This is a genomic window from Streptomyces mesophilus (assembly GCF_040300965.1).
Taxonomy (GTDB): Bacteria; Actinomycetota; Actinomycetes; order Streptomycetales; family Streptomycetaceae; genus Streptomyces; species Streptomyces mesophilus_A.
The window spans coordinates 1-24,644 of sequence record NZ_JBEPEW010000053.1; the positions used below are offsets into that span (position 1 = coordinate 1).

The 24,644-nt window shown below is 70.7% G+C and carries 23 protein-coding genes; 9 read left to right on the plus strand and 14 right to left on the minus strand.

Annotation, left to right across the window (positions count from 1 at the left end):
• Nucleotides 1-231: 231 nt before the first annotated feature.
• Entirely contained in the window at nucleotides 232-2,784 is a 2,553-nt protein-coding gene (locus ABT367_RS19790; protein ID WP_352254383.1) for a M14 family zinc carboxypeptidase, read from the minus strand.
• A gap of 133 nt (nucleotides 2,785-2,917) precedes the next feature.
• On the opposite strand from ABT367_RS19790, the gene ABT367_RS19795 reads away from it, so the two are divergent.
• Both ABT367_RS19795 and ABT367_RS19800 read left to right on the plus strand, forming a co-directional pair.
• Entirely contained in the window at nucleotides 2,918-3,745 is an 828-nt protein-coding gene (locus ABT367_RS19795; protein ID WP_352254384.1) for an EI24 domain-containing protein, read from the plus strand.
• A 31-nt stretch (nucleotides 3,746-3,776) separates the two neighbouring features.
• Nucleotides 3,777-4,388, plus strand: a complete 612-nt coding sequence (locus ABT367_RS19800) for a LysE family translocator (protein WP_352254385.1) — start codon at nucleotides 3,777-3,779, stop codon at nucleotides 4,386-4,388.
• Here the strand turns inward: ABT367_RS19800 and ABT367_RS19805 are convergent.
• Nucleotides 4,380-5,390 (minus strand): LysR family transcriptional regulator, encoded by a 1,011-nt coding sequence (locus tag ABT367_RS19805; RefSeq protein WP_352254386.1) that lies wholly within the window; start codon nucleotides 5,388-5,390, stop codon nucleotides 4,380-4,382. The two genes, ABT367_RS19800 and ABT367_RS19805, sit on opposite strands and share 9 nt — an antisense overlap.
• A gap of 374 nt (nucleotides 5,391-5,764) precedes the next feature.
• Between ABT367_RS19805 and ABT367_RS19810 the strand changes: the two genes are divergently transcribed.
• Both ABT367_RS19810 and ABT367_RS19815 read left to right on the plus strand, forming a co-directional pair.
• Nucleotides 5,765-6,571: an NAD(P)-dependent oxidoreductase gene (locus tag ABT367_RS19810; RefSeq protein WP_352254387.1), complete on the plus strand. Its 807-nt coding sequence runs from the start codon at nucleotides 5,765-5,767 to the stop codon at nucleotides 6,569-6,571.
• A 70-nt stretch (nucleotides 6,572-6,641) separates the two neighbouring features.
• Complete coding sequence (locus tag ABT367_RS19815; RefSeq protein ID WP_352254388.1) at nucleotides 6,642-7,028, plus strand: RidA family protein; 387 nt, start codon at nucleotides 6,642-6,644, stop codon at nucleotides 7,026-7,028.
• A gap of 12 nt (nucleotides 7,029-7,040) precedes the next feature.
• On the opposite strand, the gene ABT367_RS19820 is transcribed toward ABT367_RS19815, so the two are convergent.
• Nucleotides 7,041-7,607: a TetR/AcrR family transcriptional regulator gene (locus ABT367_RS19820; RefSeq protein WP_352254389.1), complete on the minus strand. Its 567-nt coding sequence runs from the start codon at nucleotides 7,605-7,607 to the stop codon at nucleotides 7,041-7,043.
• Between the two features lie 167 nt (nucleotides 7,608-7,774).
• Between ABT367_RS19820 and ABT367_RS19825 the strand changes: the two genes are divergently transcribed.
• Nucleotides 7,775-10,216 (plus strand): glycoside hydrolase family 3 protein, encoded by a 2,442-nt coding sequence (locus ABT367_RS19825; protein WP_352254421.1) that lies wholly within the window; start codon nucleotides 7,775-7,777, stop codon nucleotides 10,214-10,216.
• A gap of 32 nt (nucleotides 10,217-10,248) precedes the next feature.
• Here ABT367_RS19825 and ABT367_RS19830 read toward each other — a convergent pair whose 3' ends face one another.
• Nucleotides 10,249-11,163: an SGNH/GDSL hydrolase family protein gene (locus tag ABT367_RS19830; protein ID WP_434975499.1), complete on the minus strand. Its 915-nt coding sequence runs from the start codon at nucleotides 11,161-11,163 to the stop codon at nucleotides 10,249-10,251.
• A 307-nt stretch (nucleotides 11,164-11,470) separates the two neighbouring features.
• Between ABT367_RS19830 and ABT367_RS19835 the strand changes: the two genes are divergently transcribed.
• A complete protein-coding gene (locus ABT367_RS19835) occupies nucleotides 11,471-11,965 on the plus strand; it encodes a DUF3145 domain-containing protein (protein WP_352254390.1) in 495 nt (164 codons plus the stop codon).
• 162 nt (nucleotides 11,966-12,127) lie between these two features.
• Here the strand turns inward: ABT367_RS19835 and ABT367_RS19840 are convergent, their stop codons facing one another.
• From ABT367_RS19840 to fasR, 5 genes are all read right to left on the minus strand, one after another.
• A complete protein-coding gene (locus ABT367_RS19840) occupies nucleotides 12,128-13,399 on the minus strand; it encodes a beta-ketoacyl-[acyl-carrier-protein] synthase family protein (RefSeq protein ID WP_352254391.1) in 1,272 nt (423 codons plus the stop codon).
• A gap of 122 nt (nucleotides 13,400-13,521) precedes the next feature.
• A complete protein-coding gene (locus ABT367_RS19845; protein WP_165335165.1) occupies nucleotides 13,522-13,770 on the minus strand; it encodes an acyl carrier protein in 249 nt (82 codons plus the stop codon).
• Between the two features lie 67 nt (nucleotides 13,771-13,837).
• Nucleotides 13,838-14,836: a ketoacyl-ACP synthase III gene (locus ABT367_RS19850; RefSeq protein ID WP_352254392.1), complete on the minus strand. Its 999-nt coding sequence runs from the start codon at nucleotides 14,834-14,836 to the stop codon at nucleotides 13,838-13,840.
• An 18-nt stretch (nucleotides 14,837-14,854) separates the two neighbouring features.
• The gene (locus ABT367_RS19855) at nucleotides 14,855-15,769 is read right to left on the minus strand and encodes an ACP S-malonyltransferase (protein ID WP_352254393.1); all 915 of its coding nucleotides are present in this window, start codon (nucleotides 15,767-15,769) and stop codon (nucleotides 14,855-14,857) included.
• A gap of 89 nt (nucleotides 15,770-15,858) precedes the next feature.
• Nucleotides 15,859-17,088, minus strand: coding sequence for a fatty acid biosynthesis transcriptional regulator FasR (gene fasR, locus ABT367_RS19860; protein ID WP_352254394.1), 1,230 nt, complete (start codon nucleotides 17,086-17,088; stop codon nucleotides 15,859-15,861).
• 94 nt (nucleotides 17,089-17,182) lie between these two features.
• On the opposite strand from fasR, the gene ABT367_RS19865 reads away from it, so the two are divergent.
• A complete protein-coding gene (locus tag ABT367_RS19865; RefSeq protein ID WP_434975500.1) occupies nucleotides 17,183-17,842 on the plus strand; it encodes a pirin family protein in 660 nt (219 codons plus the stop codon).
• Here the strand turns inward: ABT367_RS19865 and ABT367_RS19870 are convergent.
• From ABT367_RS19870 to ABT367_RS19880, 3 genes are all read right to left on the minus strand, one after another.
• A complete protein-coding gene (locus tag ABT367_RS19870) occupies nucleotides 17,839-18,441 on the minus strand; it encodes a GNAT family N-acetyltransferase (protein WP_352254395.1) in 603 nt (200 codons plus the stop codon). The two genes, ABT367_RS19865 and ABT367_RS19870, sit on opposite strands and share 4 nt — an antisense overlap.
• Before the next feature lie 336 nt (nucleotides 18,442-18,777).
• Nucleotides 18,778-19,602 (minus strand): serine hydrolase domain-containing protein, encoded by an 825-nt coding sequence (locus ABT367_RS19875; RefSeq protein ID WP_352254396.1) that lies wholly within the window; start codon nucleotides 19,600-19,602, stop codon nucleotides 18,778-18,780.
• Between the two features lie 103 nt (nucleotides 19,603-19,705).
• Nucleotides 19,706-20,176 (minus strand): GNAT family N-acetyltransferase, encoded by a 471-nt coding sequence (locus ABT367_RS19880; protein WP_352254397.1) that lies wholly within the window; start codon nucleotides 20,174-20,176, stop codon nucleotides 19,706-19,708.
• Nucleotides 20,177-20,261: 85 nt separating this feature from the next.
• Here ABT367_RS19880 and ABT367_RS19885 point away from each other — a divergent pair, with 85 nt between their 5' ends.
• Both ABT367_RS19885 and ABT367_RS19890 read left to right on the plus strand, forming a co-directional pair.
• Nucleotides 20,262-20,747, plus strand: a complete 486-nt coding sequence (locus tag ABT367_RS19885; protein WP_352254398.1) for a MerR family transcriptional regulator — start codon at nucleotides 20,262-20,264, stop codon at nucleotides 20,745-20,747.
• Nucleotides 20,748-20,752: 5 nt separating this feature from the next.
• Nucleotides 20,753-21,763: an aldo/keto reductase gene (locus ABT367_RS19890; protein ID WP_352254399.1), complete on the plus strand. Its 1,011-nt coding sequence runs from the start codon at nucleotides 20,753-20,755 to the stop codon at nucleotides 21,761-21,763.
• A 180-nt stretch (nucleotides 21,764-21,943) separates the two neighbouring features.
• Here the strand turns inward: ABT367_RS19890 and ABT367_RS19895 are convergent, their stop codons facing one another.
• Nucleotides 21,944-23,260 (minus strand): acyltransferase family protein, encoded by a 1,317-nt coding sequence (locus ABT367_RS19895; RefSeq protein ID WP_352254400.1) that lies wholly within the window; start codon nucleotides 23,258-23,260, stop codon nucleotides 21,944-21,946.
• 52 nt (nucleotides 23,261-23,312) lie between these two features.
• Nucleotides 23,313-24,443 (minus strand): alpha/beta hydrolase, encoded by a 1,131-nt coding sequence (locus ABT367_RS19900; RefSeq protein ID WP_352254401.1) that lies wholly within the window; start codon nucleotides 24,441-24,443, stop codon nucleotides 23,313-23,315.
• Nucleotides 24,444-24,644 lie beyond the last annotated feature (201 nt).

Genomic DNA, 24,644 nt, shown 5'->3' on the forward strand with positions numbered 1-24,644 from the left:
ACCCGAGATCATCACTCGAACCCTGCGACTGCGACCGCAGATTCGACAACACGGACGCACCCATGTCGAACTTCATCGGGCCTCCCCCGGCCAGTGGCCATTGATCGATGTAGGCGGAATACATCTCTATCAACCACGGTCCGGAGGAGGCAATCGACGTAGATCGACGATCACGAACCTGTGACACATGAGTCATCGATCCGCGATACGCCGCTCCCGAGGACGGCGGGATCAGCCGGAGGCAGCCCCCAGCAGGGCCCGTCCGATCTGCGGATACACCCCCTTCGGGTGCGCCCGGAACAGCGGCTCCGTACCGAAGAGGAACACCCGCGAGCCCTCCGCCCCGGAAGCGCTCACCACCGAGGCCCGGCCGGCCGCGTCCGCCGGTCCGCCCGTGCCGTCCTCCAGTGGACGCCAGTGACCGGACACCAGCGGGTTCCCGGCGGTGTACGACTGCTCGACGCGCACCCCGGGTCCGAGGTCCGTGAACCAGACGGGGGAGTAGACGAAGGTGTGGTCAGGGGCGCCGCCGGTGACCGGGCCGCCCGTATTGTCCACCCGCACCACGCCGTTGGCGTCGCCATTGCCCGCGACCGCCTTCGCGGCCAGCAACCCCGTATCCGAACTGAACGCCGCCCCCGTCTCGCCGAGGCCGACCACACCGCCGCCGTCCTCGAGGAAGGCGTCGAGTGCGCCGCGCGCCGCGGCGTTCAAGGCGGCGCGGTCCAGGCCCGTCGACACCATCAGGACATCGACGGCCGACCAGTCGAACCCCGCGTTCAGCGTCGCCGTCGACACCGGCACCACATCGAAGTTCATCTCACGCAGCGCGAAGAGCTCGCCGGAGGCGACGGCCGCAGCCACCCGGGTGCGCTCGAACGCCTCCGAGCCCCGGGCCCGAGTCGCCGCGAAGACCACGTCGTACTCGCGCGCGAGCTTCCAGGCCTCGCGCCGTGCGGAGGACGGGACGATCGCGCTGCCGTCCGCGGCCCTGCGTACCGAAATACCCGAAGCGAGCAGTGAGTTGAGCGCCGCGATCTCCTGCGGGTCGTCGAGACGGAGCTGGAGATCGCCGTACGGGGCCACATAGCCGGCCGAGGACGCGGAGCGCACCGGCGTGCGCGGGAAGTCCAGCCGTCCGTCCTTCACCTCGACGACCGAAGCGCCCCACAGCCGGCCGAGGCTCCAGCCCGAGATGTCGTACATCACCGAGACCTTGCCGCTGATGTCCCGCCCGTCCGCGAGCAGCACGTTCGCCATGCCGCGCTTGGGCTGTTCCAGATCCACGAGGTACGAGCCGCGCGGATACGTCCGGGAGCCGACCCGGATGTCGCGCAGGGCCCGCTCCACCCGTACGTCATTGGCCAGGAGATGGTCGACGAGCCGGGCCGCCGCCGTCGCCGAGCGCTGCGAACGACCCGACGCCGGGATCACGTACGCGCGTGGGAAGTCCGTCGTGTAGACGTCCTCGGGCCCGATGCCCGGCACGCCGGGGACGGTCTCGGGGGAGACCGGCACCTGCGCCTCACCCGCGTCCGCGCGCCGGAAGGTCTCGATCTGGTCGGCGATCAGCGCATCGCCCCGCTCCTGGACGAAGTCGAGCGTCGCGCGCATCGCCGCGCCGGCGATATCGGTGTTGATGGCCGAGCGGCGGCGCAGCTCCTCCACCGGAAGCGTGTCGTACGCACGGTTGTTGACCTGCATCGGGAACTCGATGGTGTGCGCGGCTGTCGCGCCATGGAAAGGCATGTACTGCGGCGTGAAGATCGGCGGCCAGTCGTCCCAGCCCTCCTCCGAGTCGCGGAAGGGGATCTGGGCGGGCAGTACGCCGTCCTTGGCCTCCGTGTATCCGAGACCGTTGACCGCGGCTTCCATACCGAGGGCGTTGGCGTACGTGTTCTTGAGGAACAGGTCGTACTCGTAGTTCTCGCCGTGCGGGGGAGTGGTCGGCTCGATCAGCGTGCCGTTGACGTAACCGTGCAGATCGATCATCACGGCCGGCTGCTTGTCGATGGCGATCTGCCGCATGGCACGCGTCTCCGGCTGCGAGGCCGTGACGAAGTCGCGGTTGAGGTCGAAGCCGTTGGCGTTCGCGCGGGTTCCGGCGATCCGGCCGTCCGGATTGGCCGTGATGTTGAAGTAGACACGGGAGCGGTCGAGCAGCTCCTCGGTGTCCGCGTCCTTCGCGCCGGCCAGCTTCTCGATGAGCTTCAGGGCCGCGTCCGTGCCCTCCCACTCATTGCCGTGGATGTTGTTGTTGATGAAGACCGGGGTCTTGTACTCGGCCTTGATCTGCCTGTCGCGGGCTGCTGTTGCCGGGGAGTTCTCGATGCGCTCACGCATCCGCTCCTGCTCGCGCGCCTCCCGCGCGGACTCGGGCGAGGTCACCGTCACCAGATACAGCTGATGCCCGCCCGCGCTGCGGCCCGCGATCTCCACGCTCACACGGTCGCCCAGCTTCTGCAGCGCGTTCAGCTTCGGCGCTATCCCGTGATACGGGGTGAGGCCGAGCTTGATGGACTTGTCGGCCGGATTCACCGGCACCGTGGGGAGCCGGCGCTCACGGGGATAGCCGGCCGTGTGCGAGAACTCGGGGACGAGGCCCTGAAGTGCCCGCTCTGCCGTGCTCTCGGGCGACTTCGCCGCCTTGGACTCCTGCGCCTCCGCGCTGCGGACCGGGGACGGTTCGGGCCGGGGATCGGCCTGCGCTCCGCCCGGCACCAGCAGCGTGCCGGTCAGAGCGGCGCCGACCAGCAGGGCGGGAACGGGTCTGGGTATGCCCACGCGTACCTCCACGATCCACTTGTTGACAGGTACGCGGTGTCTACCGGCTCAACTCCCGTACAACAAGAGGGCCTTGAGGCACCCGAGGCGCCAGTCGTACGCGGTGTCGCAGCCGACCCGTACCCTGTGCGGCATGCGTGATCTAGGAACCGGGTTCGGTTATCTCCTCAAGGGCCAGCGCTGGGTCATGGGCCACGGCCGCTGGTTCGGCTTCGGGCTGATCCCCGGTCTCATCACCTTCGTCGTGTACGTGGGTGCGCTGATCGGACTCGCCTACGGGGCCGACGACCTGGTCGACTGGGCCACCCCCTTCGCCGACGACTGGTCCGGAGCCTGGCTCGGGCTCTTCCGCGGCTTCCTGGTGTTCCTGGTGTTCGCGCTCGGCCTGCTGCTCGCCGTGCTCACCTTCACCGCCGTGACGCTGCTGATCGGCCAGCCCTTCTACGAGTCGCTGTCCGAGCAGGTCGACAAGTCGGTCTCCCCGGACGGCACCGCACCCGAGTCCGGCCTGCCGCTCCTGCGCGAGCTGTGGATTTCCGCGCGCGACAGCTTCCGGATCGTCCTACGGGCCACGGCCTGGGCCGTGCTGCTCTTCGCGCTCGGCTTCATCCCCGTACTGGGTCAGACCGCGGTGCCCGCGATCGGCTTCTGCGTCACCGGTTTCTTCCTGACCCAGGAGCTGACCTCGGTCGCGCTGCAGCGCCGCCGCGTCGAGGTGCGCGAGCAACTGGCCATGATGCGCGCCCGCCGCCTCATGATCTGGGGCTTCGGGGTGCCGATCGCGGTGTCCTTCCTGATCCCGTTCGTCGCCGTCTTCCTGATGCCGGGCGCGGTGGCGGGCGCGACGCTCATGGTCCGGGACCTCCTCGGCGAGGACGATGACGAGAACGAGAACGAGGGTGATTCCCCGGGCGATCCGGCGACGGTGCGACTCACCGTCCAAGATCCGGACGCCCGTTGAGTACCGGTAGCGCGAAGGACAGGATCCGTCCATGACAGAACTGATCGCCGTAGCGGTCATCACGGCCCTCGCCGTGATCAGCCCGGGCGCCGACTTCGCCATGATCGTGCGCAACAGCTATCTCCACGGCCGTACGACCGGACTGCTCGGCGCGACGGGAGTCGCGGCCGGTGTGCTGGTGCACGTCACGTACACGATGCTGGGCGTCGGCCTGCTCATAGCCTCGTCCACCGCGCTGTTCACGGCGATCAAGCTGATCGGCGCCGCGTATCTCGTCTACGTCGGGATCAAGACCTTCCGCTCCAAGCCGGTCGAGCTCGACCTCGAACGGACCACCGCCCTCTCGCCGTTCGGCGCGCTGCGGGCCGGATTCCTGACGAACGTCCTCAACCCGAAGACCACCCTGTTCGTCGTCTCGACCTTCACGCAGGTCGTCCAGCCCGGCACACCGGTGGTGCAGCAGGTGGGATACGGGCTGTTCATGTCGTTCGCGCACCTCGTGTGGTTCGGCGCGGTCGCGCTGTTCTTCTCACACTCGCGGCTGCGCGCGGTGATGCTGCGCGGTCAGCGCGCCCTGAACAAGGTGATCGGATCGGTCCTGGCCGGACTGGGCATCAGCCTCGCCTTCGCGCCGTCAAGCTGAGCCGTTCCGCCCGGCCGCCCGCAGCAGGCGTACGAAGGCGTCGGCGGCCGCGGGTGCCGAACGCCCGCGCAGGGTCGCCGCGTACACGGCCCGCGGCGGGATGTCGTCCTCGTGCACCGCGAGCAGGCGGATGTCCGGCCGCACACCGTCCGCCGCGAGCGCGGGGATGAGCGCGACCGCGAGACCGGCGGCCACGTACCCCTGCTTCGCGATCCACTCGGCGGCGACATAGCCGACGCGGGGGCGGAAGTCCTCGCGTACGGCCGGATGCAGCAGGCTGCGTTCCGTGTGCGGGCTGCCGGACACCCAGTCGTCCTCGACGAGTTCGGTCAGCCGCACCCGGCGCCGGCGGGCAAGACGGTGCCCGGCGGGGACGGCCACGTACATCGACTCGTCGAGCAGCTTGCGCAGGTCGTACGCCGCGAGGTCGGCCCCTGCCGTGGTCGAGACGACGGCCAGGTCGAGCTCGCCGTGGTCGAGCCGGGACAGGAGGTCCTCGGTCAGGCCCTCCGCGCAGCTCAGCTCCACCAGCGGATACCGCTCGCGGAACGCCGCCACCGCACGCGGCAGCAGCGCGGCACCGGCCGTGGGGAACGCGCCGACCCTGAGCCGCCCGCCCGACCCTTGCCGCAGCGCGGTCAAGTCGGCGCGGGCGCCGTCGAGTTGCGCGAGGACCGCTTCGGCGCGTGGCAGCAGGACCCGGCCGCGCTCGGTGGGTGTCACGCCGCGGGGCAGCCGGTCGAACAGCGCGCCGGCGCCGAGCGCGGACTCCAGGGCGTGGATCTGCCGTGACACGGCGGACTGGGTGTAACCGAGCCCGCGGGCGGCCTCGGTGAACGAGCCGAGCCTGGCCACTTCGAGGAAGACCCGCAGCCAGGCGGTGGACAGCGCGGGGGTGTCGGCGGGTCCGGTGGGTCCGGCAGGGGTGCGCGGGCTGGGTGGTGCAAGGGGAGGAGCGGCTTGAGCGGCTCGGCCGACGTCGTCCGGGGGCTGTCGGTTCATTGTGTGCCTCTGGTGTGTGGTGGTCGGTGGCGCGATGGCCCGGTGGCGCGGTGGCTGGGTGGCCCGGTGGCTCGGCCACTTGATGGCTCGGTGGCTCAGCCACTCGGCCAGTCGGCCACGCGGAGGTGTGGTGGCTCAGCCACTTGGCCAGTCGGCCACGCGGAGGTGTGGTGGCTCAGCCACTCAGCCACTCAGCCACGCGGCGGCCTGGTGGCCCAGCCACTTGGTGGCCCAGCGGCCTGGTGGCTCAGCCACCCAGCCACCAACCACCCCGCCCCCAGCCACCCGACCCCGACTATGCCATGCGAATGTCGCATGGATGCCATGCCAGACCCTCGCTTGTCGCATCGGTCTCCCGCTCCTAGCGTCGAGGCATGGAAAAGATCGCCTTCCTCGGCCTCGGACACATGGGCGCCCCCATGGCCGCACAAATCATCGCCGCAGGGCACCCGTTGACCGTCTGGAACCGCACCGCCTCCCGCGCCGAACTCCTCGTCGCCAAGGGTGCCCGCCTCGCGCCCTCGCCTGCCGATGCCGTACGCGACGCGGATGTGGTCCTCACGATGCTCGCCACCCCCGAGGCCGTACGGGACATCGCCCGGCAGATCGTCCCGGCGCTGCGCCCCGGCTCCCACTGGGTCGAGATGTCGACCGTCGGACCCGATGTCGTACGGGAGCTGTCGGCCGGACTGCCCCCGGAGGTCACCCTGGTCGACGCCCCCGTGATGGGCAGTACCGACAAGGCGGAGGCCGGCACGCTCGGCATCCTCGCGGGCGGTGACGCGGACGCCGTCGAGCAGCTGCTCTCCGCACTCGGCACGGTCACGCGCACCGGCCCCCTCGGCACGGGCGCCGCCCTGAAGCTGGTCGTCAACACGGCCGTGCTCGGGGGAGTGGCCCTGGTCGGCGAGGTGATGCGGCTCGCCGACGCGCTCGGCATCCCGGAGGACACCGCGAAGGCGACCATCGGCCGCAGCGCCCTGGGCGGCGCCGTGCCGCGCGCCTTCGCCGAGGGCGTCCACTTCGCGGTCGAACTCGCCGTCAAGGACGTTCGACTCGCCACCGAGATCACCCGGCTCCCGGCGATGGAGGCGATCCGCGACCACTTCGCGGCCCACCCCGACCTCGCCCACGAGGACATCGCGGCCGCGGTAACCCGTATCCGTACCGAAAAGCCGTAAGCGCGTACCGAAGCACCGAAGCACCGAAGCACCGAAGCACCGAAGCACCGAAGCCGATAGGAACCCGACCATGCAGATAACCCTGGACAACCCCACCTCCGCACCCGCCCCGCTCAGCCCGTACTACTCGCAGGTCGCACGCGTCGAACTCCCGGGCGGCGGCGCCCTGTTGCAGCTGTCGGGCCAGGTGGCCGAGGGGCCGGACCTCGCGGCCCAGAGCCGGGGCGTCTTCGAAGCCCTGGACGCCCTGCTCGAGGCGCACGGCGCGACGCTCGCCGACATCATCAACATCCGCACCTATCTGACGGACATCGACCTCCTGCACGAGTACGGCAAGGTGCGGCGCGAGTACCTCACGGGCACCCCGCCGACCAGCACCACGGTCGAGGTCTCGAAGCTCTTCCTGCCGTGGGCGCTCATCGAGGTGGAAGTGGTGGCCGCGCTGTCGGCGACCTAGGGCGGGGGAGCGCTAAGAGCCCTGCTCCCCGAGCAGTACCAGGAAGTTCCGGAAGGCCCCCGGCATGTCCACGTTCTCCGGGTCGAGCAGCCACTGGTACTGCAGGCCGTCGAGCACGGCCACGAGCAGCGGCGCCGCCTGCTCGGGCGTGAGCCCCGACGGCAGCCGCTCGCCGTACTCGGCGCGCAGCAGCCGGGCCATGTCCTCGCGTACGGACGCATAGCGCCGGGTGAAGTAGCCGCGCGCCGGATGGTCCTCCGTCACGCTCTCGCCCAGCAGGGCCGAGAAGGTCTGCACGATCGCGGGCCGCATCGCGTTGTACTCGACCAGCGACGCGAGCAGCTCCATCCGCCACTCGCGCGCAGACGGTGTGGCATCCCACTGGTCGCGCTCTTCCAGTACGGCGACGAGCAGCGCCTCCTTGGTGGGGAAGTGGTGCAGCAGCCCCTGCTGGGTCAGCCCCACCCGCTCGGCCACTGCGGCAAGGGACGCGCCGCGGTAGCCGCGTTCTGCGATCACCTCGAGCGCGGCCCGCACGATCTCCGCACGCCGCTGGTCGCTTCTCGTCTTCGCCGCCATGCCCACTCACCCTCGTCGGCGCCTCTCCGGATGCCACCGTACGGCGTCCGTCCACCCCAAAGATAACTGCCAGGTAACGAAACCTACCGTTTCACAGGTAGGCGGTGCAGGATGGGAGCGGGTCAGGGGTACGTCGATGAGGAGGTACGGCAGTGACTGAGCAGGCCATGGACACAGATGCGTACGAGGCGGTCGTCGAGGCCGCGCTCGGGAAGCTCGATCTCGATACGAAGGCCCGCCTCCTCGCCGGCCAGGACATGTGGACCCTGCCCGCACTCCCCGAGATCGGGCTCGAGTCCCTGGTGATGTCCGACGGTCCGATCGGAGTACGGGGAGTGCGCTGGAGCGCGGACGACCCGTCCATAGCCCTGCCTTCGCCGACCGCGCTCGCCGCCGCCTGGGATCCGGAACTCGCCTACCGGGCCGGGCAGTTGATCGCCCAGGAGGCCCGGCGCAAGGGCGTGCATGTGCTGCTCGCGCCGACCGTCAATCTGCAGCGCTCCCCGCGCGGCGGACGCCACTTCGAGGCGTACAGCGAAGACCCGTATCTGACCGGCGAGATCGGCACCGGCTATGTGCGGGGCGTGCAGTCCGGCGGAGTCGGCACCACCGTCAAGCACTTCGTCGCCAACGACGCGGAGACCGACCGCTTCACCGTGGACAACCTGGTGCCCGAACGGGCCCTGCGCGAGCTCTACCTGGCGCCCTTCGAGGCGATCGTCAAACAGGCCGCGCCCTGGGGCATCATGACCGCCTACAACGCGGTCAACGGCCTCACCATGACCGAGAACACCGCCCTGGTGAACGGCATCCTGCGCGACGAATGGGGCTTCGACGGGTTCAACGTCTCCGACTGGATGGCCGCCCGCGACACCGTGGGCGCCATCAAGGGCGGCCTGGATGTAGCGATGCCAGGCCCGATGACCGTGTACGGTCCCGCTCTCGCCGAAGCCGTACGCGACGGCCAGGTCGAGGAGGCGACCGTGGACGAGGCGGTCCGCAGGGTGCTGCGGCTCGCCGCCCGCGTCGGCGCGCTCGACGGCGCCGAGCCCGCCGTCACCGCACTGCCCGAGCCGGTCGACGGCGAGGCCCTCGCCCGCGAGATCGCCCACCGCTCCTTCGTCCTCGTCCGCAACGAGCTCCGCGACGGCCAGGGCATCCTGCCCTTCTCCGGCGTCGGCAAGGTCGCGCTGATCGGAGCCGCCGCCCGCGACGCCCGCGTGCTCGGCGGCGGCTCCGCCACGGTCTTCCCGCGCCGGGTCGTCTCGCCGCTGGGCGGGCTCACCGCCGCGCTCGGCGAGGGTTCTGTCGCGTACGCGAGGGGCGCGGAGCCGAGTGAGGAACTGGGCGTCGCGAAGGCGGGGTTCGAGCTGCGCGCCGTATGCCGCGACGCCGAAGGCCGGGTGCTCGGCGAGGCGCCGCTGGCCGACGGGGCGATCCAGTGGTTCGGCGGCGGGTTCCCCGAAGGGGTCACCTACGCGGAGCTCAGCCGGGTCGAGATCAAGGGCACCTTCACACCGCGCGTCGACGGCGCCCACCGCTTCGGCACCCGCGGACTCGGCACCCTGCGGCTCACCGTCGACGGGCGCGAACTCTTCGACGGCGAACAGCGGATGCCGGTCGACGGCGACCCCTTCGAGGCCTTCCTCGGCGCGCCCACCGAGCGCGGAACCGTCGATCTGAAAGCCGGAACACCCATCGAGGTCTCCCTGGACGTCACCCCGCCGAAGATCGAGGGCATGCCCATCGAGGCCGTCGCCCTCAGCCTCTCGCACGCCGAACCCCGGCGCGACGCCGACGAGATGATCGCCGAAGCGGTCCGCATCGCACGGGAAGCCGAGGTGGCCGTGGTCCTGGTCGCCACCACCGACCGCGTGGAGTCCGAAGGCTTCGACCGCCGCGACCTGCACCTGCCCGGCCGCCAGGACGATCTCGTACGTGCCGTTGCGGCCGCCAACCCGAACACCGTCGTGGTCGTCAACTCCGGTTCCCCGGTGGAACTCCCGTGGCGCGAGGACGTCGCCGCAGTGCTGCTCAGCTGGTTCCCGGGCCAGGAGGGCGGCGCCGCGCTCGCCGATGTGCTGACCGGAGCCGAGGAGCCCGGCGGCCGGCTGCCCACCACCTGGGGTGCGCTCGCCGACGCACCCGTCACGGAGGTCACTCCGAACGCGGAGGGCCAACTTCCGTACGGCGAAGGCGTGTTCATCGGCTACCGCGCCTGGGACAAGGCCGGCGCCACCCCCTCGTACCCCTTCGGACACGGCCTCGGCTACACCGACTGGACGTACGAGAGCCTGCGGGTGACGGGTGAGGAGGCCACCGTCCGTATCCGCAACACCGGGGCCAGGACCGGCCGCGAGACCGTCCAGCTCTACCTCGCCCCGCCCGCGGACGGCGCCGTCGAGCGGCCCGCTCGGGCCCTCGCTGGTTTCGGATGCGTCACCGCGGACGCGGGCGAGAGCGTCGAGGTGCGGATCCCGCTGCCGCGGCGGGCGTTCGAGATCTGGGACGAGAGCGCCGCCGCATGGGCGTACCAGAAGGGCACGTACACGCTGGAAGCCGGCCGTTCGCTCACGGACCGCAGGCTGAGCGCGACGATCGAGGCATGACGCGCGAGGGGCCTCACCTGCGTGTGGGGCCCCTACGCGGGCGACTTCTCCGCGGTGATGGCGGTGAACGCCAGCTCGGCGAGGCGCGCCTGCCCGTTCCTGCTCGGGTGGAACCAGTCCCACCTGCTCAGCTGCCCCTGACCGAAGCGGTAGTCGAAGACCGACCCGCCGTCGTAGCGGCAGTACTTGTCCTTCGCGCACACGTCCTCGAGGACTTCGTTGTACGCCTCCACGCGCGCGTGCACGTTCCCGCGCCGCTCGACCGCCAGGCTGTCCATGGCGTCCGGGTCGGCGAGCATCGACTGGCAGATACCGAGCTTCCAGATCTGCTTGGCCATCGCATTTCCCTTGCCCGAGGACCAAAGGCGCGAGAGATCCGGGACGCTCGCCACGAACACCTGGGTCTTGGGCAGTTCACGGCGCAGGGCGCGCATCCCGTCCTCGAAGTCCGCGCGGAAGGAGGCGACGGAGGTCATCGCCGCGGCCGTCCCCCGGCAGGCGTCATTCGCGCCCATCAGAACCGTCACCAACTCGGGTGACTTCTCGGCCGCTTGCTCCATCTGCTCCGGCAGCGCGCTCATACGTGCCCCCGTACGGGCGAAGTTCCAACTCTTCGTCGCCGCCGCTTCCTTGCCCAGCAGCCGTACGGCGAGGCTGTTCACCGACGAGTCGGTGCCCGTGGCCCAGGACGACTCCGGGCAGTCGGAGAGCACCTGGCAGGCGTCGAAACCGCGGGTGATCGAATCGCCCACCGCCGCCATCGAGCGCGGGCTGGTGTCCCAGGTGGGAGTGGGTGTGGGGGAGGGCTTGGGCCGGTCGGCGGCCGCGGCGCCTTGTGGGGCCGGGGAGTTGCCGCCTTGCGCGTCACAGCCGAGGAGCGCGGTCGCGAGTACGGCGGCGGTCGCCGCCGAGGCCGCGGTACGGCCACGGAACCAGTTCCGGATCACGGTCGTCCCTTCTCTCGCCGTCCTGTGCACAGGCGCCCCGCCGGGTGAATGACCGGCATTCCCGGGACCTGGACCCGACGGTACGTCACACTCGGGCCCGCACCGCACGGTAGTTTTGCTGCGGTCGACCCGGAGTCGGAGCGCCGTCCCGGTTCCGGTAAATTACATCACGTCAGAAATGTCCCCTTTCGGGGAGTTTCCTCGATTCCGTGGATGTCCTGGATTTCCTCGGGAATCTTGGCGAAACTCCCGGCAACTGCCCGGCCAGGTGCGAGGCCGCAACCCTCGCCCCACCCTGGAGGTCCCGGTGACGACACGTGGAGTCCTGTACGTGCACTCCGCACCGCGCGCGCTGTGCCCGCATGTCGAGTGGGCGGTCGCGGGTGTGCTCGGCGGCAGGGTCACGCTCGACTGGATCAGGCAGCCCGCGGCGCCGGGGACTTGGCGTGCGGAGTTCTCCTGGCAGGGCGAGGCCGGTACGGGCTCCAAGCTCGCCTCCGCACTGCGCGGCTGGCAGCAACTCCGCTTCGAGGTCACGGCCGAGCCGTGCGCCACGGCGGAGGGCGAGCGCTACAGCTCCACCCCCGACCTCGGCATCTTCCACGCGGTCACCGGCATCCACGGCGACATCCTGATCCCGGAGGACCGCCTCCGCGCGGCTCTCGCGCGGTCGGGAGGCGGCGAAAGCGACCTGGCGGCCGAACTCTCCAAGCTCCTGGGCAAGCCCTGGGACGACGAGTTGGAACCCTTCAGATACGCGGGCGAAGGCGCCCCGGTCCGCTGGCTCCACCAGGTGGTGTGACCCGCGCCGCTGTGGGCAGTCGTGCCGCAGGGCGGCACGGGTGGGCACAGCGGCACCCCACGGCTACGCCGCCCTGTACGGACCCGCACCCCCGACCCCGTACACACGACGAAGGCCCACCCGAACGAACAGGGTGGGCCTTCGTCGTAAGAGCGAAGAGGATCAGACGGTACGGAACGCCAACACCACGTTGTGCCCACCGAACCCGAACGAGTTGTTGATCGCGGCGATCGTCCCCTCGGGCAGCACCCGAGCCTCACCGCGCACGATGTCGGCCCCGTCCGAGGCGATCTCCTCGTCCAGCTCCTCGACATTGATCGTCGGCGGCGCGAGACGGTGGTGCAGCGCGAGCACGGTCGCGACGGTCTCGATACCACCGGCACCACCGAGAAGGTGACCGGTCATCGACTTCGTACCGGAGATGGCCACGTGATCGAGATCCGCACCGAGCACCTTGCGCAGCGCCTTGATCTCCGCGATGTCACCCTGCGGAGTCGAGGTCGCGTGAGCGTTCAGGTGCACGAGCTCCGACGGCTTGAGGTCCGTGGAGTCGAGCAGGTTCTGCACGGCCGCGGCCACGCCGCGCCCCGTCGGCTCGGGCTGCGCGATGTGGTGGCTGTCGGCGGACAGACCCTGGCCGAGCACCTCGCAGTAGACACGGGCGCCACGGGCCTTCGCGTGCTCCTCGGACTCGAGGATCACGACACCCGCACCCTCGCCGAGCACGAAGCCGTCACGGCCCTTGTCGTACGGGCGGGAGGCCTTGGTGGGCTCGTCGTTGTTCTTGGACATCGCCATCATGTTGGCGAACGCCGCGATGGGCAGCGGGTGGATGGCCGCCTCGGTACCGCCGGCGACGACCACGTCGGCACGGCCGGTACGGATCATCTCCACGGCGTAGCCGATCGCCTCGGCGCCCGACGCACAGGCCGAGACCGGGGTGTGGACGCCCGCCTGGGCGTTCACCTCCAGGCCGACGTTGGCGGAGGGGCCGTTGGGCATGAGCATGGGAACGGTGTGCGGGGAGACCCGGCGTACACCCTTCTCCTTGAGCACGTCGTACTGGTCGAGCAGCGTGGTCACACCGCCGATACCGGACGCGATGACCGCGCCGAGACGCTCGGGGGCGACCTTGGACTCCTCGCCCGCCTTGCCCTCGTAACCGGCGTCCGCCCAGGCCTCCTTGGCCGCGATCAGCGCGAACTGCGCCGAGCGGTCCAGCTTGCGGGCGAGCGGGCGGGGCAGGACCTCGCCCGGGTCGACCGCGGCGGGGGCGGCGATACGGACCGGCAGTTCGGCGAAGCGCTCGCCCTCGAGCGGCTTGACGCCCGAGCGGCCCGCGACGAGACCTTCCCAGGTCGATGCTGCGTCGCCACCCAGCGGTGTGGTTGCGCCGATACCGGTGACGACCACGGTGCGATTGGTCGGGCTCACAGGAATTCTTTCTCCACGTGTAGAGGGTCGTGAATAAGCGGCACTACCGCTAGGTGGCGGCAGACAGCCGGCCCTGACGGGCGGCCCTTGCGGGCCGACCCGGGGCCAGGAAGGACCTGAGGTCAGTCCTGGTGCTTCAGGATGTAAGACGCGGCGTCGCCGACGGTCTTCAGGTTCTTGACGTCGTCGTCCGGGATCTTGACGTCGAAGCGCTCTTCGGCGGCGACGACGACCTCGACCATGGACAGCGAGTCGACGTCCAGGTCATCGGTGAAGGACTTGTCCAGCTGGACGTCCTCGACCGGGATACCGGCGATCTCGTTCACGATCTCGGCGAGACCGGCGACGATCTCTTCCTGAGTGGCGGCCATGTTGGCGCTCCTTCTTGTGTATCAGTGAGGTGGCAGGGTCCCGTACGGAATGGTCCGTGCAGGGTGCCTAGGGGAGGGTAACGACGGTGGCTGCGTAGACGAGACCCGCCCCGAAGCCGATGACGAGCGCGGTGTCGCCGCTCTTGGCTTCCCCGGTCGCCAGAAGCCGCTCCATCGCGAGCGGGATCGAGGCGGCCGAGGTGTTGCCGGTGGTCTCGATGTCACGGGCGACCGTGACATGCTCCGGCAGCTTCAAAGTCTTCACCATCGAGTCGATGATCCGCATGTTGGCCTGGTGCGGGATGAAGACATCCAGGTCGTCCGCGCTGATTCCGGCCGCGTCCAGCGCCTGCTGGGCGACCTTCGCCATCTCGAACACGGCCCAGCGGAACACCGCCTGGCCCTCCTGCGTGATCGCAGGGAACTTGTGGACCGCGCTGTCGTACTCGGTCCAGGCGACGGTCTGCTTGATCGTCTCGGACTTGTCGCCCTCCGAGCCCCAGACCGTCGGGCCGATGTGCGGCTCGTCCGAGGGGCCCACGACGACCGCGCCCGCGCCGTCACCGAACAGGAAGGCCGTCGCGCGGTCCTCCAGGTCGGTCAGGTCGCTCAGGCGCTCGACGCCGATGACGAGCACGTACTGCGAACTGCCTTCGACGACCATGCCCTTGGCGAGCGTCAGGGCGTAACCGAAGCCCGCGCAGCCGGCCGAGATGTCGAAGGCGGCGGCCTTCTGCGTGCCCAGCTTGTCGGCGATCTCGGTCGCGACGGCCGGGGTCTGCTTGAAGTGCGAGACGGTCGAGACGATCACGGCGCCGATCTTGTCGGCGGTGAGCCCGGCGTCGGCGATCGCCTTGCCGGAGGCCTCGATGGACATCGCGGCGACGGTCTCCTGGTCACTCGCCCAGTGCCGGGTCGCGATGCCGGAGCGGGAGCGGATCCACTCGTCGGACGAGTCGATCGTCTCGAGGATCACCTCGTTGGGCACGACCCGCGTGGGCCGGTAGCCGCCGACGCCGATGATCTTGGCGTACGGCGCGCCCTTGCTCGGCTTGATCTTCGACATTGCTCAGAGGCTCCTTCGTCAGGCAGCGTGCTCGGCGATGAGCTCGCGAGCAGCGTCGAGGTCGTCGGGGGTCTTCAGGGCCAGCGTCTTGACGCCGGGCAGCGCGCGCTTGGCGATACCGGTGAGGGTGCCGCCCGGGCACACCTCGATGAGCGCCGTCGCGCCGAGCTCCTGGAAGGTCTCCATGCACAGGTCCCAGCGGACCGGGTTGGCGACCTGGCCGACCAGGCGCGAGATGACCTCGGCGCCGTCGGCGACGGCCTTGCCGTCCTTGTTGGAGACGTAGGTGACCGTCGGGTCGGCCGGGGAGAGCTCCTCGGCGGCCTTGCGCAGGGTCTCGACCGCGGGCGCCATGTGGTGCGTGTGGAACGCGCCGGCCACCTTCAGCGGGACGACCCGGCGGGTGCCCTCGGGCTTGTCGGCCTCCAGGGCGGCGATCTGCTCCAGGGTGCCGGCGGCGACGATCTGGCCCGCGCCGTTCACATTGGCCGCGGTCAGGCCGAGCTTCTCCAGGTGCGGGACCACGATCTCCGGGTCACCGCCGAGCAGGGCCGCCATTCCGGTCTGCGTGATCGCGGCGGCGTCGGCCATGGCCAGACCCCGCTTGCGTACGAGCTGGAGCGCGGCGGTGTCGTCGAGGACGCCCGCGAAAGCGGCGGCGGTGAACTCGCCGACGCTGTGACCTGCGACGGCACCGGGGGCGACCTCGCCGAGCGCGGCGGCGGAAAGCAGTCCGGCCGCGACGAGCAGCGGCTGCGCGACGGCCGTGTCGCGGATCGCGTCCGCGTCGGCCTGCGTGCCGTAGTGGGCGAGGTCGAGTCCGATGGCGTCCGACCAAGCGGCGAGCTTGTCGGCAGCGCCGGGGAGGTCGAGCCAGGGAGTCAGGAAGCCGGGCGTCTGAGCGCCTTGGCCGGGAGCGACGAGTACGAGCACTCTCACACTCTCTCTTGTGGACGGTGGGCGCCGCCCGTGGGGACAGGGACGAAGAACGGTCAGGGGAATTGTCGACCCCCGACAAAAGTCTAGGACTGCGGATCTCCGTCGGCCAGACGCCCCAGGATGAGGGCGATACGCAGCGTGAACGCGGAGCGGACATCCGAGGGCGACCAGCCGGTGACGTCTGTCACACGTCGCAGCCGGTAGCGGACGGTGTTGGGGTGCACGAAGAGCATCCGGGCCGCGCCTTCGAGACTGCTCGCCTGTTCCAGATAGACGCTCAAGGTCTCCAGAAGCGCGGAGCCGGCCTCCTCCAGCGGTCTGTAGATCTCCTCCACCAACTGCTCCCGCGCCGCCGGGTCTCCGGCGATCGCGCGCTCCGGAAGGAGATCGTCCGCGAGTGCGGGGCGCGGGGCGTCCTGCCAGGCCGAGCACGCCTTGAGTCCGGCGGCCGCGGCCTGCGCGGACCTGGTGGCCGCGAGCAGGTCGGGGACGACGGGCCCGGCGACGACGGGACCGGCCGCGTACGGGCCGATGAGCGCCTTCGCCACGGCGAGCGGATTGTCGCTGCCACCTGCGATGACGACCAGACGGTCACCGAGCACACCGGTCAGGACCTGCAGCTTCGCATGCCGGGCGGCCCGGCGGATGGCCTCGACGGTGAGCTCGCTGTCTCCGTCGGGTGCCGTGCCGAGGACGACGCAGACATGCTCCGGCGAGTTCCAGCCGAGCGCCGCGGCCCGGCTGACGGCGCCCTCGTCGGCCTCGCCGGACAGCACGGCATTGACGACGAGCGACTCGAGCCGCGCGTCCCAGGCGCCCCGGGCCTCCGCCGCCTGGGCATAGACCTGGGCGGTGGCGAAGGCGATCTCCCGGGCGTACACGAGCAGCGCCTCGCGCAGCACCGACTCGTCGCCCGGCGCCGCGACCTCGTCGATCGCGGACTCCATGACCTCGATCGTCGTACGGACCATCTCGACGGTCTGGCGCAGCGTGATCGCCCGGGTCAGCTCGCGGGGCGCGGTACCGAAGACATCGGTCGAGATGGCCTGCGGGGCGTCGGGGTGCCGGAACCACTCGGTGAACGCGGCGATACCGGCCTGCGCGACCAGACCGATCCACGAACGGTTCTCCGGCGGCATCGCCCGGTACCAGGGCAGCGTCTCGTCCATGCGCGCGATGGCCTGCGCGGCCAGGCTGCCGGACGACTTCTCCAGGCGCTTGAGGGTGGCGATGTGCGGATGGGCCGGGCGCGCTCCGGCGCCGGCCGGGGGCGCTCCGGAGTCGGGGTTTGGGTTCGCTGCGGGTTCGGGCACGGGACAAGACTGCCTTATCGGGGCGGCTCGGCTAAGTGGCGGGTCCCCGACCGACCGGTCACCATGCGCCTTTGTGGCAGCTACGGTGGGGTCCGTGATGGACGTACGGCGCTCCGGCGACCGGTACCGCGGCGGGGAGCCGGCGAGTGGTATCGAGTCGCTGCACGCGTTCTCCTTCGGGGCCCACTACGACCCGGACAATCTCCGCTTCGGACCGGTCATCGCCTGCAACGAGGAACACCTCGCGCCCGGCGCCGGCTTCGACGAGCACACCCACAGCCATACGGAGCTGGTCACCTGGGTCGTCGAGGGCACTCTGACCCACCGCGACTCCGAGGGCAACGAGACCGTGGTGAAGCCCGGCGATCTGCAGCGGCTCAGCGCGGGCGGGGGAGTGCGCCACGTCGAGCGCAACGACGGCGCCTCGTGCCTGGTCTTCGTACAGATGTGGCTGGCGCCCACCGCGGCCGGCGGCGACCCCTCGTACGAGATCGTCCGCGGTATCGCCGACTCCACGCCCTACGCGGTCCCCGCGGCCGGCGCGCTGCTCCACGTCCGCCGCCTTCGCCCCGCGGAACGTGCCGCGGTGCCGGACGCCGCGTTCGCGTACGTCCATGTCGTACGGGGCGAAGTCCGGCTCGGCGGTGTGGAGTTGCGACCGGGTGACTCCGTACGCCTGGTGGACGAGCCGTCCCTGGAGCTGGAGGCGCTGCGGGGGTGGGCCGAGGTGCTGGTGTGGGAGTTCGCGGGCTAGGAGCCCTTTGTTCCGTGCTGGGGCTCGCGCCACATCCGCCACATCGGAGGGCTCGACCGGTAGGTGATCTCCTCCTGCACGGTGAAGCCGTGCCGCTTGTAGAAGCTGAGATTCCGCTCGTTGCTCGACTCGAGGTACGCGGGGAGCCCTGAGGCGTCCGCCTGGTCGAGCAGCGCTCCCAGGACCATGGATCCCCGTCCGGTCCCGCGCGCGGACGAATGCGTCCCGATGAACTCCAGGTACCAGTGCTCGGGTTCGACGGGGTGCTTGCGTTCCATGTGCTGCAACATCCCGAGCAGAAGCGGCAGTCGGCTCCGCCCGGTCCGCACGAGCACCGGCAGGTTCCGTACGAGATCGCCCGCCCCGACTTTCCACTCGCCGGGCGGGCACCACACGGCGGCGACGGTCCGGTCGATATCGGTCCACAGACGCTCGCGGTCGGCCTGCATGGCCAGCAGATCCCTGAAGAACCTGCGCAGCCTCGGCACCCGATCCCGTGGCACGAGCCATTCCCAGATCGGATCGTCCTCGTAGGCGTCGGCGAGCACATCGGCCAGCGCGTGAACATCGGCCCGGGTGGCGCGGACTATGTCAGCCATACCGGCCAACTTAGCCGCCCGCCCACGACCGAACATCCACCGTGAGACGGATCCGAATCCTGAGCCCTACTCAGCCCCTCCGACGTCCCGGCGGGTATCCACCCTGGGTGGGTACGGCGGCTTCTGGGGTGGGGGTGGTCGGGAGTGGTGGGTGTGGTCGGGGGTGGGGTTTGGGGACGGAAAGGGTGGGCTCAGGGGGGTGGGTGCGAGGTGGGTGGGGGTGCGGGTTCAGTGGGTCGAGTGAGGTGCGGGATGTGCGGCCTTAGTGGGTCGGGCGAGGGACGGGGGCCGCACCCGACACCAGGCCGGACCGGACCAGGCCAGGCCGGACCGACCTCAGAGCGAACGGCCCCCCAACTCCGAAAGCACCGCATCCGTAAAGGCAGGCCAAGCCTCAACAGCCCACGCCCCGAACGCCCGACCCGCGAGAGCAACACACGCGGCAGCAGCATCCGGATCGATCCACAGGAACGTCCCCGACTGACCGAAGTGCCCGAACGTCCGAGGCGACGACGAACCCCCCGTCCAGTGCGGCGCCTTGGAGTCCCGGATCTCGAACCCCAGCCCCCAGTCATTGGGCTTCTGATGCCCGTACCCGGGCAGGATCCCGGAAAGCCCGGGATGCACCACCGACATCGCATCGAGCACGGTCCGCGCGTCGAGCAGCCGCGGCGCCTGCACCTCAGCCGCGAACTTCAGCAGATCCGAGACCGTCGACACCCCGTCCTTCGCCGGCGAACCCTCGAGCGACGTCTGCGTCATCCCGAGCGGTTCGAGCACGGCCTGGCGCAGATACTCCGCGAACGGAATGTCCGTCGCCTTGGCGATGTGATCCCCGAGCACCTCGAACCCCGCGTTGGAGTACAGCCGCCGCGTTCCGGGCGGGGCCATCACGCGGTGCTCGTCGAAGGCGAGCCCACTCGTGTGCGCGAGCAGATGCCGCACGGTCGACCCCTCGGGCCCGGCCGGCTCGTCGAGCTCGACGGCCCCTTCCTCGTACGCGACGAGCGCGGCGTACGCCGCAAGGGGCTTGGTCACGGAGGCCAGCGGGAAGCGCTGCGCCACCGGACCGTGGGTGCCGACGACGGTCCCGTCCGCGCGGACGACCCCGGCCGCCGCGCTGGGGACCGGCCAGTTCTCGATGAGGGCGAGGCTCTGCATGGCTACGAGCGTACGGTCCCGGGCAATGCGGAGCCGCCCGGGGTGCCGGGCCCGGTCCGCGGGCGATCCGGAGCCGTCCGGGAAGCCGGGCGGTCCCGGAACGTCAGAGCACCAACCGCATCGCCGGATCCGGAGTCCGCGCGAACCCGAGCGACGCATACAGCGGCTCGCCCGCATCGGAGGCCCGCAGATCCACCTTGCGCACCCCGCGCCGCCCGAACCAGGCGATCAACTCCTCCATGCAGGTCCGGGAGTAGCCCCGCCGCCGCAGCTCCGGATCCGTGGCCACGCTGAAGACATAACCACTGGCCCCCAGCGGATTCTCCGGGCCGCCGAGCCGGTACTCGATGGTCCCGACCGCGCACGCCGCAAGCCGGCCGGGATCGTCCGGCCGCTCCACCACGGTCGCGGCCAGCTGCCCCTCCTCGCCCACGAGCTTGGCGCGCAGGACCTCCACCGAGACCGCCATCCACGCGGTGTCCGACTGCACACCGAGGTACTCGTCGAGCATCACCTTGCGCAGGCGTACCAGTTCAGGGGCATCATCGGGCGTGGCGAGGCGGGATGTGACCATGCCGGGCACCCTAACCCCGTCCGCTCCGTGAACTCCTGCCGATATGGCTTGCTTGGAGTGCACTCCAAGGTTCTAGCGTGGGGGCATGACGGTGATGGAGAGCACCCCCGTACCAGTACTCGAGACGACCTCACCCGCGGCCCCGGTCGACGTCTGCGCCTCGGGCCCGCGCCCCCATCCGCGCCCCGAGGGCCAGGACCGCTACACGATCAGCGAGGTCGCCGAGTACACCGGGCTCACCGCGCACACACTGCGCTGGTACGAGCGGATCGGTCTGATGCCGCACGTGGACCGCTCCCACACGGGCCAGCGCCGGTTCACCAACCGCGACCTGGACTGGCTCACCTTCGTCGGCAAGCTCCGCCTGACCGGCATGTCCGTGGCGGACATGGTCCGCTACGCCGAGCTGGTCCGCGAGGGCGACCACACCTTCGAGGAGCGGCGACAGCTCCTGGAGAGCACGCGGCGCGACGTTCTGACGCGGATCGCGGAGCTCCAGGGGACGCTGGCCGTCCTCGACTACAAGATCGAGTTCTACGCGGGCGCCCCTGCGGCGCCGGAGAGGTCCTGAACCTGATGAGCACCATCGCGAAGGCACAGCTCGGCACCGGCGGTCCCGAGGTCTCCGTCCAGGGACTCGGCTGCATGGGCATGAGCTTCGCCTACGGGCCCACCGACGCCGACGAAGCACGGGCCACCCTCGACCACGCCCTCGGTCTGGGCGTCACCTTCTTCGACACCGCCGACATGTACGGCGCCGGCGAGAACGAGAAGTTCCTCGCCCCGTTCGTCCAGGAGCACCGCGACGAGATCGTGCTCGCCACCAAGTTCGGCATCGTCCTCGACCCCGACGACCCGCTGAAGCGCGGCATCGACAACTCCCCGGCGTACATCCGCAAGTGCATCGAGGGCAGCCTGAGCCGCCTCGGCGTGGAGAGCATCGACCTCTACTACATGCACCGCCGCGATGTGACCGTGCCGATCGAGGAGACCGTCGGCGCGATGGCCGAACTCGTCGCCGAGGGCAAGGTCAAGCACCTCGGTCTCAGCGAGGTCACCGCCGACGAACTGCGCGCCGCCCACGGCGTCCACCCCATCGCGGCGGTGCAGTCGGAGTGGTCGCTGTTCAGCCGCGACATCGAGCAGCACGTGGTCCCCGCCGCCACCGAACTGGGCGTCGCCCTCGTCCCGTACTCGCCGCTCGGCCGGGGCTTCCTCACCGGCTCCTTCGCCAACGCGGACAGCGACCTGGACGCCTCGGACTTCCGCCGCACGATGCCCCGGTTCAGCGGCGACAACGCCGCGGCGAACGCCGCCCTGCTCGCCCCGATCCGCTCGGTCGCCGAGTCCCGTGACGCGACACCCGCCCAGGTCGCCCTCGCCTGGGTGCAGCAGCGGGCCCAGGTGCACGGCCTGACCGTGGTGCCGATCCCCGGCACCCGCAAGCGCACCCGGATCGAGGAGAACACCGGCGCCACCCACCTGATCCTGACCCCGTCCGAGCTCGAACTCCTGGAGCCGATCGCGGGCCAGGTCGCGGGCGGCCGCTACGCGGACATGTCCTTCACCTCGGCCGGCCGCGAGTAGCGACCACGGGGGCGGGGGTGGGCACTGGGCCGTCAACTCCCATCCACTGTTGAGTTGTTGTACGACGGGCAGGTGCCGGTCCGCTGACAGCGGACCGGCACCAGCCGGCTGGTGGCGCGGGCGTCGCCCTGGGCCGCCATCAGTACGGCCGGCCGCAGGCGCCGGCTCCGGGGGCCGTCATCACGCGAGCCCGAGGGCGAAGACCGCGAAGGAGGCCGCGAGCAGACCGGCCACCGCACGCCGTACGTTCGCCGCACGCGAGCCCGCCTGCCACGGCGCCTCGAACCGCCGCGCCCAGCGGCCGATCAGGACCAGCAGCGCCGCGAACACCGGCAGCCACGCGATCCGCGCCGCGATCCAGCCGAGCGTGTCCGGCGCCGTGGTCAGACCGCCGATCGGGCCGATGAACGAACCGAGCGTCGCCGCACCGAACATCGCCGTCTGGTGCCAGCACAGGATCGTCATCGCCGACAGGTTGATGATCACGACAGGGGCCCACAGCGCGGGACGCCGGAGCAGTTTGCCGAGGCGGTCACGCAGCAGGATCGCGGCGCCGCTCTGCGCCGCGGCCAGCGCGAGCACAAGCAGGGACGGCGGGTGCGAGTTGGTGCGGGCCTCACCCGGCACGCCGACCATCGACGCCGGGTAGTGGAAGGCGAGCAGCAGCGCCGCGAACAGCGCCGTACCGCCGACGAGCAGCAGCCACGCGCCCCGCTTGCCGATCTTCTTCTCGCCCCAGCTGACGCCCAGTTGGTAGGCGAACATCCAGCCGGGCAGGATGTTCAGCATGCTCAGCCAGGACGGCATGGACTCCGCGAACGGCCCGTAGCGCAGGAAGTCCACGACCGCGACCGAGGCGAGCAGCGGTGCCGCGGCCCATGCGCCGAGGCGCTCGGCGGCCCGCACACAGAACGGTGTGAGCGCCGTGATCACGGTGTACACCCCGACGAACCACAAGGGCTGGATCACCAGCGTCGCCCCGGTGTGCAAGGTCGTGCCGGGCACGCCCAGTGCGTAGAGCACAGGGATCAGCGCCGCCCACACAGCGGTCACCCCGAGCACCGGGCGCCCGAGCCGGGCCACCCGTCCGCGCAGCCAGCGTCCGGAGGACTCCCTGCGCGCCAGGGAGCGGCGGTACGAGAGCACCGAGGCGTATCCGCCGACCAGGAAGAAGATCCCGAGCATCTGCAGCACCCAGCTCATGGGCGCGAAGAACTCGAAGGCGGACAGCGGGCTCGCATTGCGCAGTGCCCCCTCGCCGTCGACACGGAAGCCGCCGAGCAGCCAGTGCCCGATCGGCACCGCGAGCAGCGCGAGGGCGCGCAGCCCGTCGATCGCGCGGTCGCGATGGTCCGGCGTACGGGCGTCGATGCTCGTGGCGGTCTTGCGCAGGGCGCCGAGGGCCTTGGCCGGACGGGAGCCGGACCGGGAGCCGGATCCGGAGCCGGACCGGGACTCCGGGTCGACTGGTCGTGGGGCGAGTGCGGTGCTGGTCATGACGGTGTCCTCAAGTCGTCGAGAAGTACGGGGGGTCGGAGCCGCGACGGGCTCAGGTCTGCTCGCCGAGAGCGATGCGCGCGAACGCGCGCAGGGAGTCCGTGCCGGGCTCGAAGTAGCCCGTGTGGCCGTCGACTTGGGCAGTCGGCACGGTGCGGGCACCGAAGTCCGGGTCGGCCGGGTCGGCGCCGTGGCCGATGCCGAAGAGCTCCACGTTCGGTACGTCGTCGATCCAGTCGCCCTGGGCCTTGGCCGCCCAGACCCGCGCGTCGGTGTGGAGATCCGCGACGTCGTCCGCGTGCATCCCGGGCGAACCGGCCACGACCAGATCGGCGGCGGGCAGCTCGGGGGCCGCCTCGCCGCAGACCACCGAGCCGTAGCTGTGGCAGAAGAGCACCGGGTCGGGTGTGCCCGCGGCGTCGAGCCCCTGTACGAAGCGGGCCAGGCGCGGTGCACCCGCCTCGGCGAGCCGTCCGGTGGCGGCGTCCGGGCCGATCCCGACCGGCGTGGTGTACCCGGCCCAGGCGATCACCGCGCTGCGGTGCCCGGTGGCCGCGTACAGCGAACGGGCCATCCCCGTCGGTGTGCCGTACGGGTCCTTCTCGCGGTCGAAGCTGTTCAGATCGATATCGGAGCCCGGCACGATCACCGACACATGCGCGGCGCCGTCCAACGTGCCGTACACCTCGGCGACCTGGCCGCGCTCGCGCGGGTCGAAGGCGATGATCTGCCGGCCGTCCGCCCGGAGTGCGTCATAGCGGTCGGCACGGTCGCGGGCCGCCTCGCGGTCACGGGAGGGCAGCGTCCGGTCCTGGGCGCGCCGCAGTTGCTTGGCGCCCTCCTCCCGCAGGGCCCGTGCGTTGGCCTCGTACCGCAGCTCCACCGGTGCACCGTCGAGGTTGCCGACCACCAACGGGTGCCGGTCCAGCAGCTCCTGCTGCTGTGCGGTGCTCAACGAGCGGAAGAACGCGGCCACTTCGGCCGGCTTCGCCGTCGCCGGGTCGGGCAGCTGATGACCGAGCGCGCGGTCGGCGCGCCAGGAGCTGGCGCCCGGGACGGGGCCGGTCACCGGGGTCTGCTGATTGCCCGCGGCCCAGCCGGCGGTGCCCGCGACCAGCATCCCGCTGAGGGCGGCCGCGACCAGAGTCCTCTTGCCGCGTGCCTTCCAAGCCTGAAGCCGCATGACCGGTCTCCCCTTCGCATCCGTCCGCCGTGTTGCTGACGGAGGGAAGGTAGGAAGACGGTGGGTGGCAGGGCGTCACACTGCGGAGCCAAACCGCGGCTGATACCCCAGTACTAGGGGGTCTAGTGGGGGAGGCCTGTCAGGGGCGTGCCGATGGGGGAGCGTTCTTGTGTGCCAGGTAGCCCGGGGTTTCCAGGAGCT

Excerpts from the sequence above, each read along its gene's own strand:
- ABT367_RS19795 (WP_352254384.1), top strand. The coding sequence starts at position 2,918 with ATGCGTGATCTAGGAACCGGGTTCGGTTATCTCCTCAAGGGCCAGCGC.
- ABT367_RS19800 (WP_352254385.1), top strand. The coding sequence starts at position 3,777 with ATGACAGAACTGATCGCCGTAGCGGTCATCACGGCCCTCGCCGTGATC.
- ABT367_RS19805 (WP_352254386.1), bottom strand. The coding sequence starts at position 5,390 with ATGAACCGACAGCCCCCGGACGACGTCGGCCGAGCCGCTCAAGCCGCT.
- ABT367_RS19810 (WP_352254387.1), top strand. The coding sequence starts at position 5,765 with ATGGAAAAGATCGCCTTCCTCGGCCTCGGACACATGGGCGCCCCCATG.
- ABT367_RS19815 (WP_352254388.1), top strand. The coding sequence starts at position 6,642 with ATGCAGATAACCCTGGACAACCCCACCTCCGCACCCGCCCCGCTCAGC.
- ABT367_RS19820 (WP_352254389.1), bottom strand. The coding sequence starts at position 7,607 with ATGGCGGCGAAGACGAGAAGCGACCAGCGGCGTGCGGAGATCGTGCGG.
- ABT367_RS19825 (WP_352254421.1), top strand. The coding sequence starts at position 7,775 with ATGGACACAGATGCGTACGAGGCGGTCGTCGAGGCCGCGCTCGGGAAG.
- ABT367_RS19845 (WP_165335165.1), bottom strand. The coding sequence starts at position 13,770 with ATGGCCGCCACTCAGGAAGAGATCGTCGCCGGTCTCGCCGAGATCGTG.
- ABT367_RS19850 (WP_352254392.1), bottom strand. The coding sequence starts at position 14,836 with ATGTCGAAGATCAAGCCGAGCAAGGGCGCGCCGTACGCCAAGATCATC.
- ABT367_RS19870 (WP_352254395.1), bottom strand. The coding sequence starts at position 18,441 with ATGGCTGACATAGTCCGCGCCACCCGGGCCGATGTTCACGCGCTGGCC.
- ABT367_RS19875 (WP_352254396.1), bottom strand. The coding sequence starts at position 19,602 with ATGCAGAGCCTCGCCCTCATCGAGAACTGGCCGGTCCCCAGCGCGGCG.
- ABT367_RS19880 (WP_352254397.1), bottom strand. The coding sequence starts at position 20,176 with ATGGTCACATCCCGCCTCGCCACGCCCGATGATGCCCCTGAACTGGTA.
- ABT367_RS19885 (WP_352254398.1), top strand. The coding sequence starts at position 20,262 with ATGACGGTGATGGAGAGCACCCCCGTACCAGTACTCGAGACGACCTCA.
- ABT367_RS19890 (WP_352254399.1), top strand. The coding sequence starts at position 20,753 with ATGAGCACCATCGCGAAGGCACAGCTCGGCACCGGCGGTCCCGAGGTC.
- ABT367_RS19895 (WP_352254400.1), bottom strand. The coding sequence starts at position 23,260 with ATGACCAGCACCGCACTCGCCCCACGACCAGTCGACCCGGAGTCCCGG.
- ABT367_RS19900 (WP_352254401.1), bottom strand. The coding sequence starts at position 24,443 with ATGCGGCTTCAGGCTTGGAAGGCACGCGGCAAGAGGACTCTGGTCGCG.